The organism is Streptomyces sp. TLI_105 (genome assembly GCF_900105415.1).
In the GTDB taxonomy this organism is placed as follows: Bacteria; Actinomycetota; Actinomycetes; order Streptomycetales; family Streptomycetaceae; genus Streptomyces.
The window spans coordinates 7,532,128-7,545,944 of the sequence record NZ_FNSM01000001.1 but is presented as its reverse complement, the minus strand read 5'-3'; the positions used below and the strand labels follow the sequence as shown (position 1 = coordinate 7,545,944).

The window sequence follows — 13,817 nt, the reverse complement described above, 5'->3', positions numbered from 1 at the left end:
TCCAGGTCTCAGATGGTGCGGTCGCGGCCGTCGGTGGGCGAGGCCGGGACGGACGGGACGGTCGGCAGGGGCGTGAAGGCGAGCGGCTCGGCGTGGTTGACGGGGAAGACCGTCGGCATCGTGCCGGTGGCCCGGCCGTAGGCGCAGGCGACGGCGGCCATGGCGCCGGCGACCGCCAGCTCCCCCGCGCCGCCCGGCTTGTCGCCGCTCGGCGGCATCACGATGATCTCCAGCTCGGGCGGGGTGTTCCACTGCCGGGTGTAGAAGTACTGGTCCCAGCTGCCTTCGAGGAAGTGTCCGTCGCGCAGGTGGAGTCCGGAGGTCAGGGTGATGGCGATGCCGTCGGCGATGCCGCCCATCATCTGGGCCTCCAGGCCGCGCGGGTTGACCGCGAGGCCGACGTCGACGGCGCAGACGACCTTGGTCACGCGCGGCCCGGTGTACGCGCCGGGGATCTTGCGTCCGGTGGTCTCGGGCCGGCAGTCGATCTCGGCGAGGATCGCGACGGCGGAGTGGTACTCGGTGTGGACGGCGATGCCCTGGCCCGTGCCGGCGGGCATGCTCCGGCCCCACTTCCCCGCTGCGGCGACCTTGTCGAGGACGGCGCGGGCCCGCGCGTCCTTGAGGAGCCGGCGCCGCATCGCGTACCCGTCCTGGCCCATCCGCTCGGCCAGTTCGTCCATGACGAGCTCCTGGGCGCAGCGGACGTTGGGCGAGTAGATGTTCCGCATGGAGCCGGTGTTGAAGCCCTTGTCGGTCTCGGCGAGGAGCTGGGTGGTGACGCCGAGGTGGTAGGGGCTGATCTGGGTGAGCTGGAACATCGTCTCGGAGAAGGTGGCGTCGGCGACGGGCAGCCGGGCCGCCTCCGCCGTGAGGACCTCGCCGACGCCGTGCCCGAAGTCGGTGGCCACGGAGGTGTGCCGCTGCTCGTACGTGAGGACCTCGCCGAGCGCGTACGTGGCCCGGACCCGGGAGGTGGACATCGGGTGCGTACGGCCCTGGCGGAAGTCGTCGGTACGGTGCCACATCAGCTTCACCGGCTTGCCGAGGGCCTTGGAGATCTCGGCGGCCTCGTGGGCGGCGTCGGAGAACAGCTTGCGGCCGAAGGAGCCGCCGCCCTCGGTGACGTGGACGCGGACGGCGGTGGGCGGCAGGCCGAGCTTGAGGGCGATCCGCTCCTGGGCGACGATCGGCGCCTTGAGCGAGGCCCAGATCTCGGCGGAGTCCTTCCGCACGTCCGCGATCGCGCAGTTGGTCTCCAGGGCTGCGTTGCTGGCGAAGTGGAAGGTGAAGCGGGCGTCGACCGCCTTGGTGAGGAGCGGCAGCGGCGGGACGACCAGCGGGAGTTCGGCCCGGCGGAGCTTCTCCAGGATCGTGGCGTCGGAGGTGCCCTCGGCCGTGCCCGGTCCCCAGTCGACCCGGAGGGCGCGGACGGCGTCGACGCACTGGCCGAAGGTGCGGCCGCGGACGGCGACGCCGGTGGAGACGGTGACGACGTCGGTGATGCCGGGCATGGCCCGGACCTCGGCGAGGTTGGCCACGGAGCGGACCGTGCCGTTGATGGTCGGCGGCCGGCAGACCATGGTGGGCAGCGCGTCCGGGACCTGGAGGTCCATGGCGAACTTCTTGCGTCCGGTGACCGCTTCGAGGGCGTCCACCCGGCGCTGCCCGGTGCCGATGACGCGGAAGCGGTCCGGGTCCTTGAGCGTGACCTCCACCGCCGCGTCGGTGAGGGCGGCGGCCTTGACGGCCAGTTCGCCGTAGCCGAGGAGTGCGCCGGCCGGGGAGAGGACGACGCCGGCCTTCGTGGTGAGGGTCTCGACGGCCTCGCCGAGGACGAGGGAGGCGGCGTGGAGGAGCCGTCCGCGGGCGAGGGCGGCGGCGACCCGAAGGGGGGTGTAGGTGGAGTAGGTGGTGTTCGAGCCGCCGGTGAGCTGGTTGAAGAGCAGCTCGGGGCGGGCGTCGGCGAGGGTGACCTTCACCTTGTCCAGGGGCAGGTCGAGTTCCTCCGCGACGATCATGGCGCTGGAGGTGGTGACGCCCTGGCCGACCTCGGCGCGGGGCAGGGCGAAGTGGGCGGTGCCGTCGGTGTCGACGCGGATGGTGATGAGGTTGCTGGTGGGCAGGGCCGCGAGCGTGAGGAGCTCGTTGAGGTCGAGGAGTTCGGCCGGTCCCGGCAGCGAGGGGATGAGGGCCGGTGTCGCCGCGGCGGCCGGGCGCGGGGCGAGGGCCTCGGCGCCGAGCTGGGCGGCGACGGTCAGGGTGGGCGCCGCCAGGACGTACCCGAGGAACCGGCGCCGTCCGATGCCGGGTCCGCTCGGGCCGGCCGGGCGCGCGTCCCCGGTGCCGCTCGTGTGGTCGTCGTCCCGCGCGGGGTGCCGCCTCGCCATTCGGTGTGCCTTTCGCCATGAACCCGGCGTGCTACTCCCGGGTATCCTCAGAGGCGACGATCATCGCTCATGTGCGCGCCCTTCGGGAGCCGTTCGGAAGTGGACGTCCTGGGGAGACGTCTCGCGGGGGCAGGGGGCGGGGGCACCGGGCCGCGGACGGCGTCGTGACGCCGTCGTAGGGTCCCGTTCATGACCGAAGCCGCGCACGTCACCGCCACCCGTCGCTCCTACGACACCGTCGCCGTCGACTACGAGCGGCTGCTCGCCGACCAGTTGGCGACGACGCCGCTGGACCGGGCGATGCTCGCCGCCTTCGTGGAGAAGGTGGCGGCTGCGGACGGGCCGCGCACGATCGGCGACCTGGGGTGCGGGACGGGCCGGGTGACCTCCCACCTGCGGGACGCCGGCGCCGACGTCTTCGGCGTGGACCTGTCGCCCGGGATGATCGCGGTCGCCCGGGACACCTACCCGGGGCTGCGCTTCGAGGTGGGGTCCATGACCGGACTCGACCTGCCCGGCGCGTCGCTCGGCGGGGTCCTCTCCTGGTACTCGACGGTGCACATGCCCGAGGACGAACTCGCCGCCTCCTTCGCCGAGTTCCGCCGGGTCCTCGCGCCGGGCGGGTACGCGCTGGTCGCCTTCAAGGTGGGCGACGAGCGGGTGCGGCTTGAGCGGGCGTACGGGCACGAGGTCGCCCTCGACGTGTACCGCTGGTCACCCGACCGTCTCGCGGGCCTGCTGGGCGCGGCGGGCCTGGTCGAGTCGGCCCGTCTTGTGCGGGAGCCGGACGCCGGGGAGAAGACGCCGCAGGCCTTCCTCCTGGCGCGCAGGCCGCGCGCCTGAGCCGGGTCGCGCGAGGGAGCCGGGTCGCGGGCCCGAGCCGGATCGCGCGAGGGAGCCGGACCGCGGGCCCGGGCCGCGCCGCACGCCCCGCTCCCGTCGTGCGGCCGAGCCGGATCGCGGAACGGCCCCACGGCTCCGCAGACGGGCCCGGGGCCGGAGCCGCGCGCCCGAGCGGAGCTGGGCGCGGGAGATCCGGGCGCGCTGGCCGCCGCCCGCGATCAGGGCGTTGACGGAGACCATCGGGTCCCCGCCGACCGACTTGGCGAACAGCGCGCCGAGGACCAGCGGGCCGAGGGCCACCGCGAGGGCCGTGCCGGTGGCGGTGACGTGCTGGAGGCGGCGGCTGCGCCGGGCGTCGAAGGTCATGGCCCCAGTCCATCAGCGGGCGCCGGCCGCCGTATCGGTCGGCGTACTCAGCCGCCCGTACCGCGCTACTCAGATGTGCTCACGCTCGGGTCCTCAAGGGCTCCCGCACCGGTGCTTCTTCGGCGATCCTCGGGGGAGCGAACGCGTCTGGGCGTTCCGGGGCAGGACGGGGAGGCGGGGCGACCGTGACGACGGAGACGAGGGAGACCGGTGCGGCCGGAACGGGAGCGGCGGAGCGCGGCGGGCCGGCCGTGCTCGTCGTGCAGCACGAGGAGGACGCCGGTCCCGGCCTGGTCGGCGAGCGTCTCGTACGGGACGGGCTCCGCCTGGACGTGATACGGGCCTGGCGGGGCGAGGCGCTCCCGGGGGCGCTGGGCGGCCACGCGGGGCTCGTCGTCCTCGGCGGGGCCGTCAACTGCGAGGACGACGAGGCCGCGCCCTGGCTGCCCGGGGTCCGCGCGCTCGTCCGGGAGGCCGTGGCCGGAGAGGTGCCGCTGCTGGGGATATGCCTGGGCGGCCAGATCGTCGCCCACGCCCTGGGCGGTTCGGTGGCGCGGCGGCCCCGGGGGCCCGAGGTGGGTGCCGTACCGCTGCGCAGGCTGCCGGCCGCCGGGGGCGATCCGGTGCTCGGCGGGGTGCCGGAGGGCGCTCCGGCGGCGCAGTGGCACTGGGACGAGGTGGACCGCCTGCCGGCCGGCGCCGTGCCGCTGCTGGCGGGGGACGACTGCCCGTACCAGGCGTTCCGGGTGGGCGGCGCGGCCTGGGCGGTGCAGTTCCATCCGGAGGTGGGCGCGGAGACGGTCGCGGCGTGGGCGGCGGCCGAGGGGGAGCAGCTGCGCTCGGCGGGCGGCGACCCGGGGGCGGCGGTGGCGTCGGTACGGGAGGCGGAGCCGGAACTCCGGGCGGTCTGGGGTGCGGTGTCGGAGGCGTGGGGCACGGTCGTCCGTGCCCACGCGGACGCGCGGGGCGTCTGAGGCTTCCGCCGCCTCCGGCGCGTACCGTACGGGAACACGCACGTGAACGAAGGAGCCTCACCGTCATGGCCGACTACCGGATCGAGACCGTCCGCACCGGGTACCGGAACTGGACCGCCCGCAACGACCGGGGCGCGGAGGTCCGGATGGCCGCCGCCGACGACGCGGACGCGCAGCCCTCGTTCACGCCCGTCGAGTTGCTGCTCGCGGCGATGGGCGGCTGCGGCGGCCTCGTCGTCGACCGGACGGCCCGGGCGGTGGACCACGAGGACCTGCGGATCGTGGTGGAGTCGGTGTCGGGGCCGGAGGACGACGGCAGGGTGGGCCGGATCCGGGTGAGCTACGAGTTCGACCTGCCGGACAACAACCCGAAGGCGGCCGAGGTGTTCGCCCGCGGGGTGCGGCTGACGCACGAGAAGTTCTGCACGGTGAGCCGGACCGTGGAGCACGGGGCGCGCGTGGAGGCGATCCTGCCGGACGGCACGGTCGGCTTCGAGGGCTGAGCCGCGGGCGGCGCGGTCACTCCTCGATCGCGCCGCCGATCCGGCGCAGGTGGCGGCGGAAGGTGTACGAGGGGTCCTCGGCGCGGCCGGCGAGGTACTCGTCGAAGCGGGTCTGGGCGCGCAGGGTCTCCCCCGTCCGGATCCGGCGGGCCTGTTCCCGCTCGGTGCGGAAGAGGGCCCGGGCGGTCTCCAGGACGGCGTCCGCGCGGTCGGCCGTCACGAAGAGCACCCCGTCGTCGTCGCCGAAGACCACGTCGGCGGCGGTCACCTCGTGGTCGCCGAACCGCGCGGTGGTCAGCGCGTCCGGGTCCTGGTCGTCGAGGCGGACGGGGCCGGGCGCGTGGCGTCCGTACGAGAAGACGGGCAGTCCGATCTCGACCAGGTCCGGGGTGTCCCGGTGCAGGCCCCAGACGACGACCCCGGCGACGCCCGCCGCTTCCGCCTCCAGGACGGCGAGGTCGCCGATGCAGGCCTCGTCGCGGCGGCCCGCGTTGTCGATGACGAGGACGTCCCCGGGCGCGGCGTGCGTGAAGGCCTCCAGGAAGACGTCGACGCTTCCGTAGTGACGGGCGGGCAGCACCCGGCCGGCGACGCGCTGCCCGGCGACGACGGGCAGGATCCCGGCGGGCGCGGCCCGCAGCGGCTCCCCGAGCCGTACGCAGGCGTCGGCGATCAGCGGCGTGGAGAGGTCGGCGAAGTCCTCGATCATCTGGCGTTCCGATCCGTCCGTGGCGGGTGCGGTGGGCTGGGCGTGCGGCGGTGGGGTCAGCCCTCCGCCGGGGGCGTGCGGCGGGCTCCGTCCAGCACGGAGTCGAGCAGGCCGGGGAACAGCGCGTCCAGGTCGTCGCGGCGGAGCCGCACCAGCCGGGACCGGCCCTTGACGGTGGTCCAGGTGACGCCCGCCTCGCGCAGCACACGGTAGTGGTGGGACAGCGTCGTCTGGTGGACCTCCAGATCGCCGCCGATGGCGTTGCAGCTCTCCTCGCCGGTGACGGCGAGCCGTTGGACGATCTCCAGCCGCACCGGATCCGCCAGCGCGCGCAGCACCTCCACCATCCGGATCGCCTCGGTCGCCGGCTGGGACACCTCGCGCATCGCTTCCCTCCTTCCGTCGAGTCGGAATCCTATCCACGCATTGATACATGGACAAGCATCCATGCATTACTGGGGAGTCGACCACCTCCTTCGACGACCCTCCGAAAGGGCGGCACGATCCATGTCGAGACGACTCCGCCCCCTGGCCCTGGCGACGTTCGCCGTCGGAACCGACGGCTACGTCATCGCGGGCCTGCTCCCCTCCATCGCCTCCGACCTGGGGGTGTCCACCCCGGCGGCAGGCCAGTTGGTCACGGTCTTCGCCCTGACGATGGCCCTGTCGGCACCGGTACTGGGAGCACTCACCAGCGGCCTCGACCGGCGATCGGCCCTGCTGATCGCCCTGGCCGTGTTCGTGATCGGCAACGCCGCCACCGCGCTGGGCACCACCTATGAGGTGGTGATGGCCGCGCGCGTCGTCACCGCCGTGGGAGCGGGCGTCATCACCTCCGCCGCCTCCAGCACCGCGGCAGCCCTCGTGCCACCCGAACGCCGGGGCCGGGCCCTGGCGTTCGCGCTCGGCGGGCTGACCCTGGCGACCGCACTGGGGCTGCCGCTCGGCACCCTGATCGGCCGCGCCGACTGGCACCGCACCCTCTGGGCCGTCGCCGGGACCGGCCTGCTCGCGGCCGTCGGCATCGCCGTCGGCCTCCCCCGGGTGACGCTGCCCGCGACCTCGCTGCCGGACCGGCTGCGTCCCCTGACACAGGGGCGGATCCTGGCCGTCCTCGCGGTCACCACGCTCGCGTTCCTCGGCACCTACACCCTCTACACGTACATCGCCCCGACCCTGCGGAGCGCCACCGACGGCGACGAGTCGCTCCTGACCCTGGTCCTTCTGGCCTGGGGCGTCGGCACCCTGACGGGGAACATCGCGGCGGGCCGCCTGGTCGACCGCCACGACGCCTCGCGCGTCCTCACCTCCGCCCTCGCCCTCACGGCGCTCGCCCTGGCCCTGCCCCCCTGGCGACCCTCGCCTTCGCCCCCGCCCTGATCTGGGCCGCGGCCTGGGGCATGGCGGCCGGCGTCGTCGTGGTCCCCCAGCAGCACCGGCTCATCGCGCTCAGCCCCGCCGCCGCGCCGGTCCTGCTCGGCCTCAACTCCTCCGCGCTCTACGTCGGCGTCGCCCTCGGCGGCGGCCTCGGCGGGCTGGCACAGCAGGGGTTCGGCCTCACCCCGGCCGCACTGGGGCCGGTGGCCGCCGGCCTCCTCGCCCTCGCCCTCCTCTGGCACGTGGGGACGACACGCGCCCCCGCCGCGCCCGCCGTCACGGCGGCGGCACCGGGCTCGGCCGACCCGGAGAAGTCCAGGGCGTGACACCTCCGCCGCCTCGGGTGCGCCGGGGCCCCGCCGGTCCCGGCGCACACCGCTGCGGGCCCGGGGCGGCCGCCCCCGTCAGTCGAGCCAGAGCGCGCGGACCCGCCGGCCGGGGTCCACGGCGATGCGGGGCTTCGCGTCCCAGATCTTCGTGGCGCGCTCCGCGGCGGTGTAGCGCGGCCAGTCGGCGCCCGGGTCCTGGTCGGTGACGAACGCGACCCACGCCCGGTGCAGGGCGTCGGCGAGCGCGCGCGGCGGCTCGTCCCCGGCGGCGGCCGCGACGCCCTCGGCGTCGAGGAGGTCGAAGGCGAAGGGCAGGTCCAGGCAGTGGAAGGCGAGGCCGACGGCCGGCGAGCGCCAGCGGAACTCGTAGAACCAGGTGGGGCGTTCGCGGGCGGCACGGGCGTCCGCGACGGCGAGGTTCGGGGCGCGGAAGAGCGTGTCCGTCAGCGCCTGGCCGAAGTACCGCTCCTCGCCGCCCGCCGCGTACGCCTCGGTGAAGGCGCCGGTCCTGGCGGGGTCCAGACCGAGCCCGCCGAGGAGGACGGGCAGCGGCGGGGCGCCGGGGCCGGGCGGCGGAATCATCGTGAACTCGTCCTCGGTGAAGCCGAGCATCAGCGGTACGTCCGCGCCGGCCCCGCCCGTCGTCAGGGCGTCCAGGACGGGTACGGGGAGCAGCTCGCCGTCGGCGAAGGGGGCGAGGGCCAGCATCGGCGGCAGGCCCTCGCGGTCCGGGCCCGGCGCGGACATGCGGTCCTGGAGGTCGAGGAGTTCGTCGTCGGTCAGGTCCCGCAGGGCGGCGACGGTCGCCGGGACGCCGGTACGGGACGTGAACAGCCGGGCCGCGGCGCGGGCGACCTCGGGGCCGTCGGGCCGCATGACCGCGCCCGAGACGGAGAGCGCGCCCCGGAACAGTCCTTGCGCCGACGGGACCGCGAGCAGCGTCTGCACGGCGCCGCCGCCCGCCGACTGACCGGCGATCGTGACCTTCGCGGGGTCGCCGCCGAAGGCCGCGATGTTGTCCCGCACCCACTCCAGGGCCGCGATCCAGTCCCGTACGCCCCGGTTGTCCGGCGCGCCCTCCAGGTGCAGGAACCCCTCGATCCCGAGGCGGTAGCCGACCGAGACGAGCACGACGCCGTCCCGGTTGAACGCGGCCCCGTCGTACCAGGGGCTCGCCGCCGAACCCGCCACGTACCCGCCGCCGTGGATCCAGACCAGCACCGGCAGGCCGGCCTCCGGGTCCACTGCCGGCGTGAACACGTTCAGGTTCAGCACCCCGGCGCCCGGGATCGACGGCTCCGGGATCGTCGTGACCTCCGCGAACGGCCGGCGCTGGGCCGTCGGCCCGTACGCCGTCGCGTCCAGCGGCTCCGACCAGGGCTCGGGCGGCACGGGGGCCGCGAAGCGGAGATCGCCGACGGGCGGCTGCGCGTACGGGATGCCGAGGAAGCGCAGACTGCCGTCCGCACGGCGCTCGCCGCGCACGGGTCCTCGGGCGGTGGTGACGGTGGTGCTCATGGGGCGCTGCTCCTTCTGCGCGGGCACATGGGGCCGGAGAAGGAGCGTGTCACTGCTGACTTACACGTGTCAATTCCCCCTCTCCCGGTGGCCGACACCCCGGCCTCCGCCCCGGGCGCGGCGCGAAGGCGGCGCCCTAGACTCGGAGACTCGGCGGAGGCCCTCGGGCCCGGGGGGAAAGGCGGCGGGGCGATGAAGTGGGACGCCGGGGCGGTGGGATGGGCGCTCTGGTTCCTGTCCGGGGCCGGTGTCATGGTCGCCGGGGTGGTCTGGAAGGGGCGGGCCGTGCGGCCGTTCGCCGCCTCCCGGGCGCGGTCCGTCGCCCAGCGGGAGTACGCCCGGGACCTCCGGCGAGCGGCCGACCACGTGATCGCGGAGGCCCGCCGGTCCGCCGGCGAGGGCGAGCCGGCGATCGTCACCGTCGGGGCGGTGATGCGGACGGCCGAGGAGCGGTACGGCCGCGCGGAGGTGGAGCGGTGGCACGCGGCGGCGGTGCTCCGCCAGAGGTTCGAGCACTGGCGCTGCGCCGCCGACTGCGTCACCGACGCCTACGAATGAGGTTCCGCGGGCGCCGCGAGGACCGCCTCGGGCACGGCGCCGCACCGTCCGGCGCCGGCGTCGCCCGGTGGTCGTACACGCACAGGCGTCCGTAGCCCCATCGTGCCCCGGAAGCCCCGTCGTGCCCCGGAGGGCTTCCGGGGCACGGTCGGAAACGGGGAGGCCGTCAGGAGGACGGCGGCATGGCGTAGTTCGTGAAGCCCGTCCAGTCGAGGGCCACACAGGGCTCGTCGCCGAGGACCCAGGCGTCGTGTCCGGGCTTGACCTCCATGTAGTCGCCCGCACCGAACTCCGTCGTCTCGCCGTCGTCCATGACGACCTTCATCCGCCCGCTGACCACGTACCCGACGTGCGACGCCTGACAACTGTCGGTGCCGGCGATGGGCTTGATGTGCTTGGACCACTGCCAGCCCGGCTCGAAGACGGCCCGGCCCACCGAGCCACCGTCGCCGTTGATCAGGTCGAGCCTGCCCTTGCCCTCCTCGAAGGGACGCGTCTCGTCCGCTGAGTCGAAGCTCTTTCGTACGATGCCGGCCATCGCTCACTCCCGGCGGTGGGAAAGGTCCGGTCCCCGAGTCCACTTCCAGGCTACGCCGGGACGGCACGGGCCACCGGGCGGGAGCGGCGCGCACATGGGCACGAGGGGCGGTTCGGCTTTGCGTTGAATTTTTGTTGAACAGAAACACTCTTGGCGGATCCCCTCATGTCGATCACCTCTTTTCTGTGCACATCCCTTATGGGGCAGACCTACACATAAAGGCCAGATAAGCGCACAATGAAGCAGCGGCTCGATTGCCGCAGTGCGGCCAGACATGCACGACGCCAGAAGGAGGCGAGTCACATGGCCGACGTCTCTCACCGTCACGGTGATATCGCGGGACACCCCGACGCGCCGGAAATGCGGGACCGATATGCCCGTATGCTCCAGACCAGAGGTGTGGCCGCCGTCGAGGAGCTCGTGATCCTCGCCGGCGTGTACGCCGCGATCTCCGCGTGGACGGTCCACTTCTCCGCCGCTCGACCGGAACTCGCCATCAGCAACCTGATCGTCGGCATCTCCCTCGCGGTGCTCGGCCTGTGTATGTCGATGGTCCCCGAGCGGTCGCAGGACCTGAACTTCGTCGTCCTGCTCATGGGCGCGTGGCTGATCGTCTCCCCCTGGGTGGTCTCGCGGCACCCCGACACGGGCGCGATCCTCAGCAACGTGATCACCGGCGCGTGCGTCTGCCTGTTCTCCCTCACGGCCGGCGGGCTGCTCATGAGCAAGAGAAGGACGTGACGCCCTGATCCCCCCGGACCCTCGTCGGTCCCCCCGAACGGCGGCTTCCCCTCTCCCGGAGATGCCGCCGTTCACCGCGTTCCGCGTGTGAACGGCAACCGCCAGGTAACAGATTGACCCACATGGTTTCAGCCACATAAGTTCTGCGTAAAGCTTGCTCCACAGGGACAGGCTCCCGCTCGCACACCCAGTCCTTGGGGGGACAAATTGAACTGGTACCTCGACGTTCTCAAGAAGTACGCGGTGTTCAACGGCCGGGCGCGCCGTCAGGAATTCTGGATGTTCTACCTGTTCAACATCATCGCGATCATCGTGCTCGCGATCATCGACTCGGTGCTCGGCATCTACCCGGCGCTGACCGGGATCTACTTCCTGGCCGTGCTCCTGCCGTATCTGGGCGTGGCCATCCGCCGCCTGCACGACACCGGCCGCTCCGGCTGGTGGCTCCTCATCGGCCTGGTCCCGCTGGTCGGCGGCATCATCCTGATCGTCTTCCTCGCCACCGAGGGTGATCAGCACCAGAACGCGCACGGCCCGAACCCGAAGCTGGCCCCGGCCTACTGACGGTCCCTTCGCCGCAACCCCCGGAAGCCTCGCTTCCGGGGGTTGCGCGCTTTCCGGAAGCGCGTGCATAGAGCCGGTACGGAGTGATGGACCGCGCCGCCTTGTGCACCGTGGCGCAGGCCCCGGCCCCGCCGTCCCGCCTAGCCTCGCCGCAACAGCACGAACGAGGGGCGGTACCACCGGTGAACTGGCACATCCACGACTACCGCGAGAGCGATCTCGCCGCCGTCGTCCATCTGATCGACACCACCGCCGAGCTCGGGCAGGAGTCCGTCTTCTCGCTCGCCGAGTGCATCGGCGCCCTCACCTCCCGTCAGCCGGCCGTGGTCGCCGTGCACCAGGGCGCCCCCATCGGGGCGGCGCTCGCCTGTGTCTCCGGCGAGCGGGCCTGGGTCATGCGGATCGCGATCTCCTCGGCCTGGCGCGGCCGCGGCCTCGCCAGCGCCCTGCTCGTGGAGCTGGAGCGGCGGCTCGTCGCGGCGCGCGTCGGACGCATCGCGTACGTCCTGCCGGAGGAGGAGCTCCTCGGCGAGGGCCTGCTGAACGCCGGGTACACGCGCCAGCCGGCCGTCGCGTACTTCGAGAAGGTGGAGCCGCTGCACGGCCCCGCCGCCGGGCTCCTCGACGACCTGGGCGGCCGGCTGCTCCCGGGCGACCTGTGGGCGAAGGTCGCCGGCATGGAGCGGGAGAAGGATCTGATCGAGCGCCGGGTGGTGCTGCCGCTGGCCGAGCCGGAGCGGGCCACCCGGCACGGGGTGCGGCCGCCGCGCGCGGTCTGCCTGTTCGGCCCGCCCGGCACCGGGAAGACCACGTTCGCGCGGGGCATCGCCTCCCGGCTCGGCTGGCCCTTCGTGGAGATCCTGCCGTCCCGCCTCGCCGACGAGGGGAACCTCGCCGCCGCCCTGCGGTCCGCGTTCGCGCGGATCGCCGAGCTGGAGCGGGTCCTGGTCTTCATCGACGAGGTCGAGGAGATCGCCCCGGTCCGCTCGGAGCCCGCCCAGCCCGGCGGCATGCACGGGGTGACGAACGAACTCCTGAAGCTGATACCGGGCTTCCGGGAGCGCGACGAGCGGCTGCTCGTCTGCGCGACCAACTCGATCCGCTCCCTCGACCCGGCGTTCCTGCGGCCCGGCCGCTTCGACTACCTCATCCCGATCGGTACGCCGGACAAGGCGGCGCGGGCGGCGATCTGGTCCCGCTACACCGACGGGCGGCCGGACGTCGACATCGACGAACTGGTGCTCGCGAGCGAGCTGTTCACCCCCGCCGACATCGAGCACGCGGCGCGGATCGCCGCCCAGGCCTCCTTCGAGCGGGACCTGGTCGCGGTCGGTGGGGACGGCCCGGCGCCCGGCGCGAGCACCGCGGACTATCTGGAGGCCATCGCCGAGTGCCGGCCGACGGTCACACCGGAGATGGTCGATCAGTTCGCCTCGGACATCACGACGCACGCCCGCACCTGAGGGTGAACCGCTCCCCGGCCGCGTCCAGTTCGGCCCGGTCGGGCGGCTGGGCGCCGGCCCGGGAGACGGTGACGGCCGCCGCGGCGGTCGCCCTCCGCAGCAGCCTCGTGAGGTACTCGGCGCCGAGCCCGGCGAGGGCCTCCCGCTCCCACCCCGCGAGGGTGTCGAGGACGGCCGACATGAACGAGTCGCCGGCGCCGACCGTGTCGACGACCGTGACCGGCGGCGCTTCCGTCCCGACCGTCTCCCGCTCGGTGAAGGCGAGCGATCCCGCCGCGCCCCGGGTGACCAGGACGACGGCCGGGCCGAGGGCCAGCCAGCGGGCGGCGACCGTCCGCGGGTCCTCGCCGGGATACAGCCAGGCCAGGTCCTCGTCGCTCGCCTTCACCAGGTCGCTGAGCCCGACGCAGCGCTCGACGCGGGCGACGGCGACGGCGTGCTCCCCCATCAGCGCAGGCCGCACGTTCGGGTCGTAGCTGACCGTGGCCCGGTCGCGGAGCCGCTCGACCTCGGCGAGGACGGTGGCCGCGCCGGGAGCGGTGACGGCGGCGATCGAGCCGATGTGCACATGGGCGGGCGTCTCGGCCGGCGGCGCGCCGGTCTCCAGCGTCCAGGCGATGTCGAAGGCGTACGTGGCCCGGCCGTGCGCGTCGAGCCCGACGACCGCCGACGGGGTGCGTACGGGAACGCCGCCGATCTCCACCCGTACCCCCGCACCCCTCAGGTGGTCCGCGATCAGCCGCCCGGCGGGGTCGTCGGCGAGCTGGGTGAGCAGGCCGACGTCCCGGCCGAGCCGGGCGAGGCCGTAGGCGACGTTGGCGGGGCTGCCGCCCGGATGGACCCGGTCGGCGGCGCCGGAGCCGGCGGGGGCGCGGACGATGTCGGCGACGCACTCGCCGATCACCAGGAAGGACATGGGTCGGAGCTCCTCGGGGAAACCGGGA

Annotated in this window: 15 protein-coding genes; 9 read left to right on the top strand and 6 right to left on the bottom strand. The window is 74.0% G+C overall.

The features are described 5' to 3' along the window. Positions 1–8: 8 nt before the first annotated feature. Positions 9–2,390, bottom strand: coding sequence for a molybdopterin cofactor-binding domain-containing protein (locus BLW86_RS34370; RefSeq protein ID WP_177181832.1), 2,382 nt, complete (start codon positions 2,388–2,390; stop codon positions 9–11). Positions 2,391–2,579: 189 nt separating this feature from the next. On the opposite strand from BLW86_RS34370, the gene BLW86_RS34365 reads away from it, so the two are divergent. From BLW86_RS34365 to BLW86_RS34350, 3 genes are all read left to right on the top strand, one after another. After that, positions 2,580–3,233: a class I SAM-dependent methyltransferase gene (locus BLW86_RS34365; protein ID WP_093877631.1), complete on the top strand. Its 654-nt coding sequence runs from the start codon at positions 2,580–2,582 to the stop codon at positions 3,231–3,233. Positions 3,234–3,784: 551 nt separating this feature from the next. Further along, on the top strand, positions 3,785–4,573 hold the full coding sequence (locus BLW86_RS43840; protein WP_093877630.1) for a type 1 glutamine amidotransferase: 789 nt from the start codon (positions 3,785–3,787) through the stop codon (positions 4,571–4,573). Between the two features lie 65 nt (positions 4,574–4,638). Next, on the top strand, positions 4,639–5,076 hold the full coding sequence (locus BLW86_RS34350) for an OsmC family protein (RefSeq protein WP_093877629.1): 438 nt from the start codon (positions 4,639–4,641) through the stop codon (positions 5,074–5,076). A gap of 16 nt (positions 5,077–5,092) precedes the next feature. Here BLW86_RS34350 and BLW86_RS34345 read toward each other — a convergent pair whose 3' ends face one another. After that, positions 5,093–5,785 (bottom strand): RraA family protein, encoded by a 693-nt coding sequence (locus tag BLW86_RS34345; RefSeq protein WP_093877628.1) that lies wholly within the window; start codon positions 5,783–5,785, stop codon positions 5,093–5,095. 56 nt (positions 5,786–5,841) lie between these two features. Beyond that, the gene (locus tag BLW86_RS34340; RefSeq protein ID WP_093877627.1) at positions 5,842–6,171 is read right to left on the bottom strand and encodes an ArsR/SmtB family transcription factor; all 330 of its coding nucleotides are present in this window, start codon (positions 6,169–6,171) and stop codon (positions 5,842–5,844) included. Between the two features lie 121 nt (positions 6,172–6,292). Between BLW86_RS34340 and BLW86_RS34335 the strand changes: the two genes are divergently transcribed. After that, complete coding sequence (locus BLW86_RS34335) at positions 6,293–7,165, top strand: MFS transporter (RefSeq protein WP_256341520.1); 873 nt, start codon at positions 6,293–6,295, stop codon at positions 7,163–7,165. A 20-nt stretch (positions 7,166–7,185) separates the two neighbouring features. Then, on the top strand, positions 7,186–7,488 hold the full coding sequence (locus BLW86_RS43490; RefSeq protein ID WP_256341519.1) for a hypothetical protein: 303 nt from the start codon (positions 7,186–7,188) through the stop codon (positions 7,486–7,488). 78 nt (positions 7,489–7,566) lie between these two features. On the opposite strand, the gene BLW86_RS34330 is transcribed toward BLW86_RS43490, so the two are convergent. Beyond that, a complete protein-coding gene (locus BLW86_RS34330; protein ID WP_093877626.1) occupies positions 7,567–9,009 on the bottom strand; it encodes a carboxylesterase/lipase family protein in 1,443 nt (480 codons plus the stop codon). Positions 9,010–9,201: 192 nt separating this feature from the next. On the opposite strand from BLW86_RS34330, the gene BLW86_RS34325 reads away from it, so the two are divergent. Beyond that, positions 9,202–9,567: a hypothetical protein gene (locus BLW86_RS34325; RefSeq protein ID WP_093877625.1), complete on the top strand. Its 366-nt coding sequence runs from the start codon at positions 9,202–9,204 to the stop codon at positions 9,565–9,567. Between the two features lie 166 nt (positions 9,568–9,733). On the opposite strand, the gene BLW86_RS34320 is transcribed toward BLW86_RS34325, so the two are convergent. Beyond that, on the bottom strand, positions 9,734–10,105 hold the full coding sequence (locus tag BLW86_RS34320; RefSeq protein ID WP_093877624.1) for a cupin domain-containing protein: 372 nt from the start codon (positions 10,103–10,105) through the stop codon (positions 9,734–9,736). A 381-nt stretch (positions 10,106–10,486) separates the two neighbouring features. On the opposite strand from BLW86_RS34320, the gene BLW86_RS34315 reads away from it, so the two are divergent. From BLW86_RS34315 to BLW86_RS34305, 3 genes are all read left to right on the top strand, one after another. Beyond that, a complete protein-coding gene (locus tag BLW86_RS34315; RefSeq protein ID WP_256341518.1) occupies positions 10,487–10,846 on the top strand; it encodes an SPW repeat protein in 360 nt (119 codons plus the stop codon). Between the two features lie 207 nt (positions 10,847–11,053). After that, entirely contained in the window at positions 11,054–11,410 is a 357-nt protein-coding gene (locus BLW86_RS34310) for a DUF805 domain-containing protein (RefSeq protein WP_093877622.1), read from the top strand. A 182-nt stretch (positions 11,411–11,592) separates the two neighbouring features. Next, on the top strand, positions 11,593–12,873 hold the full coding sequence (locus tag BLW86_RS34305) for an ATP-binding protein (RefSeq protein WP_093877621.1): 1,281 nt from the start codon (positions 11,593–11,595) through the stop codon (positions 12,871–12,873). On the opposite strand, the gene BLW86_RS34300 is transcribed toward BLW86_RS34305, so the two are convergent. Continuing rightward, a complete protein-coding gene (locus BLW86_RS34300; RefSeq protein ID WP_093877620.1) occupies positions 12,851–13,789 on the bottom strand; it encodes a carbohydrate kinase family protein in 939 nt (312 codons plus the stop codon). The two genes, BLW86_RS34305 and BLW86_RS34300, sit on opposite strands and share 23 nt — an antisense overlap. Positions 13,790–13,817: the final 28 nt, after the last annotated feature.

Coding starts and splice junctions, on each gene's coding strand:
- BLW86_RS34345 (WP_093877628.1), bottom strand. CDS start 5,785: ATGATCGAGGACTTCGCCGACCTCTCCACGCCGCTGATCGCCGACGCC.
- BLW86_RS34330 (WP_093877626.1), bottom strand. CDS start 9,009: ATGAGCACCACCGTCACCACCGCCCGAGGACCCGTGCGCGGCGAGCGC.
- BLW86_RS34340 (WP_093877627.1), bottom strand. CDS start 6,171: ATGCGCGAGGTGTCCCAGCCGGCGACCGAGGCGATCCGGATGGTGGAG.
- BLW86_RS43490 (WP_256341519.1), top strand. CDS start 7,186: ATGGCGGCCGGCGTCGTCGTGGTCCCCCAGCAGCACCGGCTCATCGCG.
- BLW86_RS34315 (WP_256341518.1), top strand. CDS start 10,487: ATGCTCCAGACCAGAGGTGTGGCCGCCGTCGAGGAGCTCGTGATCCTC.
- BLW86_RS34335 (WP_256341520.1), top strand. CDS start 6,293: ATGTCGAGACGACTCCGCCCCCTGGCCCTGGCGACGTTCGCCGTCGGA.
- BLW86_RS34320 (WP_093877624.1), bottom strand. CDS start 10,105: ATGGCCGGCATCGTACGAAAGAGCTTCGACTCAGCGGACGAGACGCGT.
- BLW86_RS34350 (WP_093877629.1), top strand. CDS start 4,639: ATGGCCGACTACCGGATCGAGACCGTCCGCACCGGGTACCGGAACTGG.
- BLW86_RS34365 (WP_093877631.1), top strand. CDS start 2,580: ATGACCGAAGCCGCGCACGTCACCGCCACCCGTCGCTCCTACGACACC.
- BLW86_RS34370 (WP_177181832.1), bottom strand. CDS start 2,390: ATGGCGAGGCGGCACCCCGCGCGGGACGACGACCACACGAGCGGCACC.
- BLW86_RS34325 (WP_093877625.1), top strand. CDS start 9,202: ATGAAGTGGGACGCCGGGGCGGTGGGATGGGCGCTCTGGTTCCTGTCC.
- BLW86_RS34300 (WP_093877620.1), bottom strand. CDS start 13,789: ATGTCCTTCCTGGTGATCGGCGAGTGCGTCGCCGACATCGTCCGCGCC.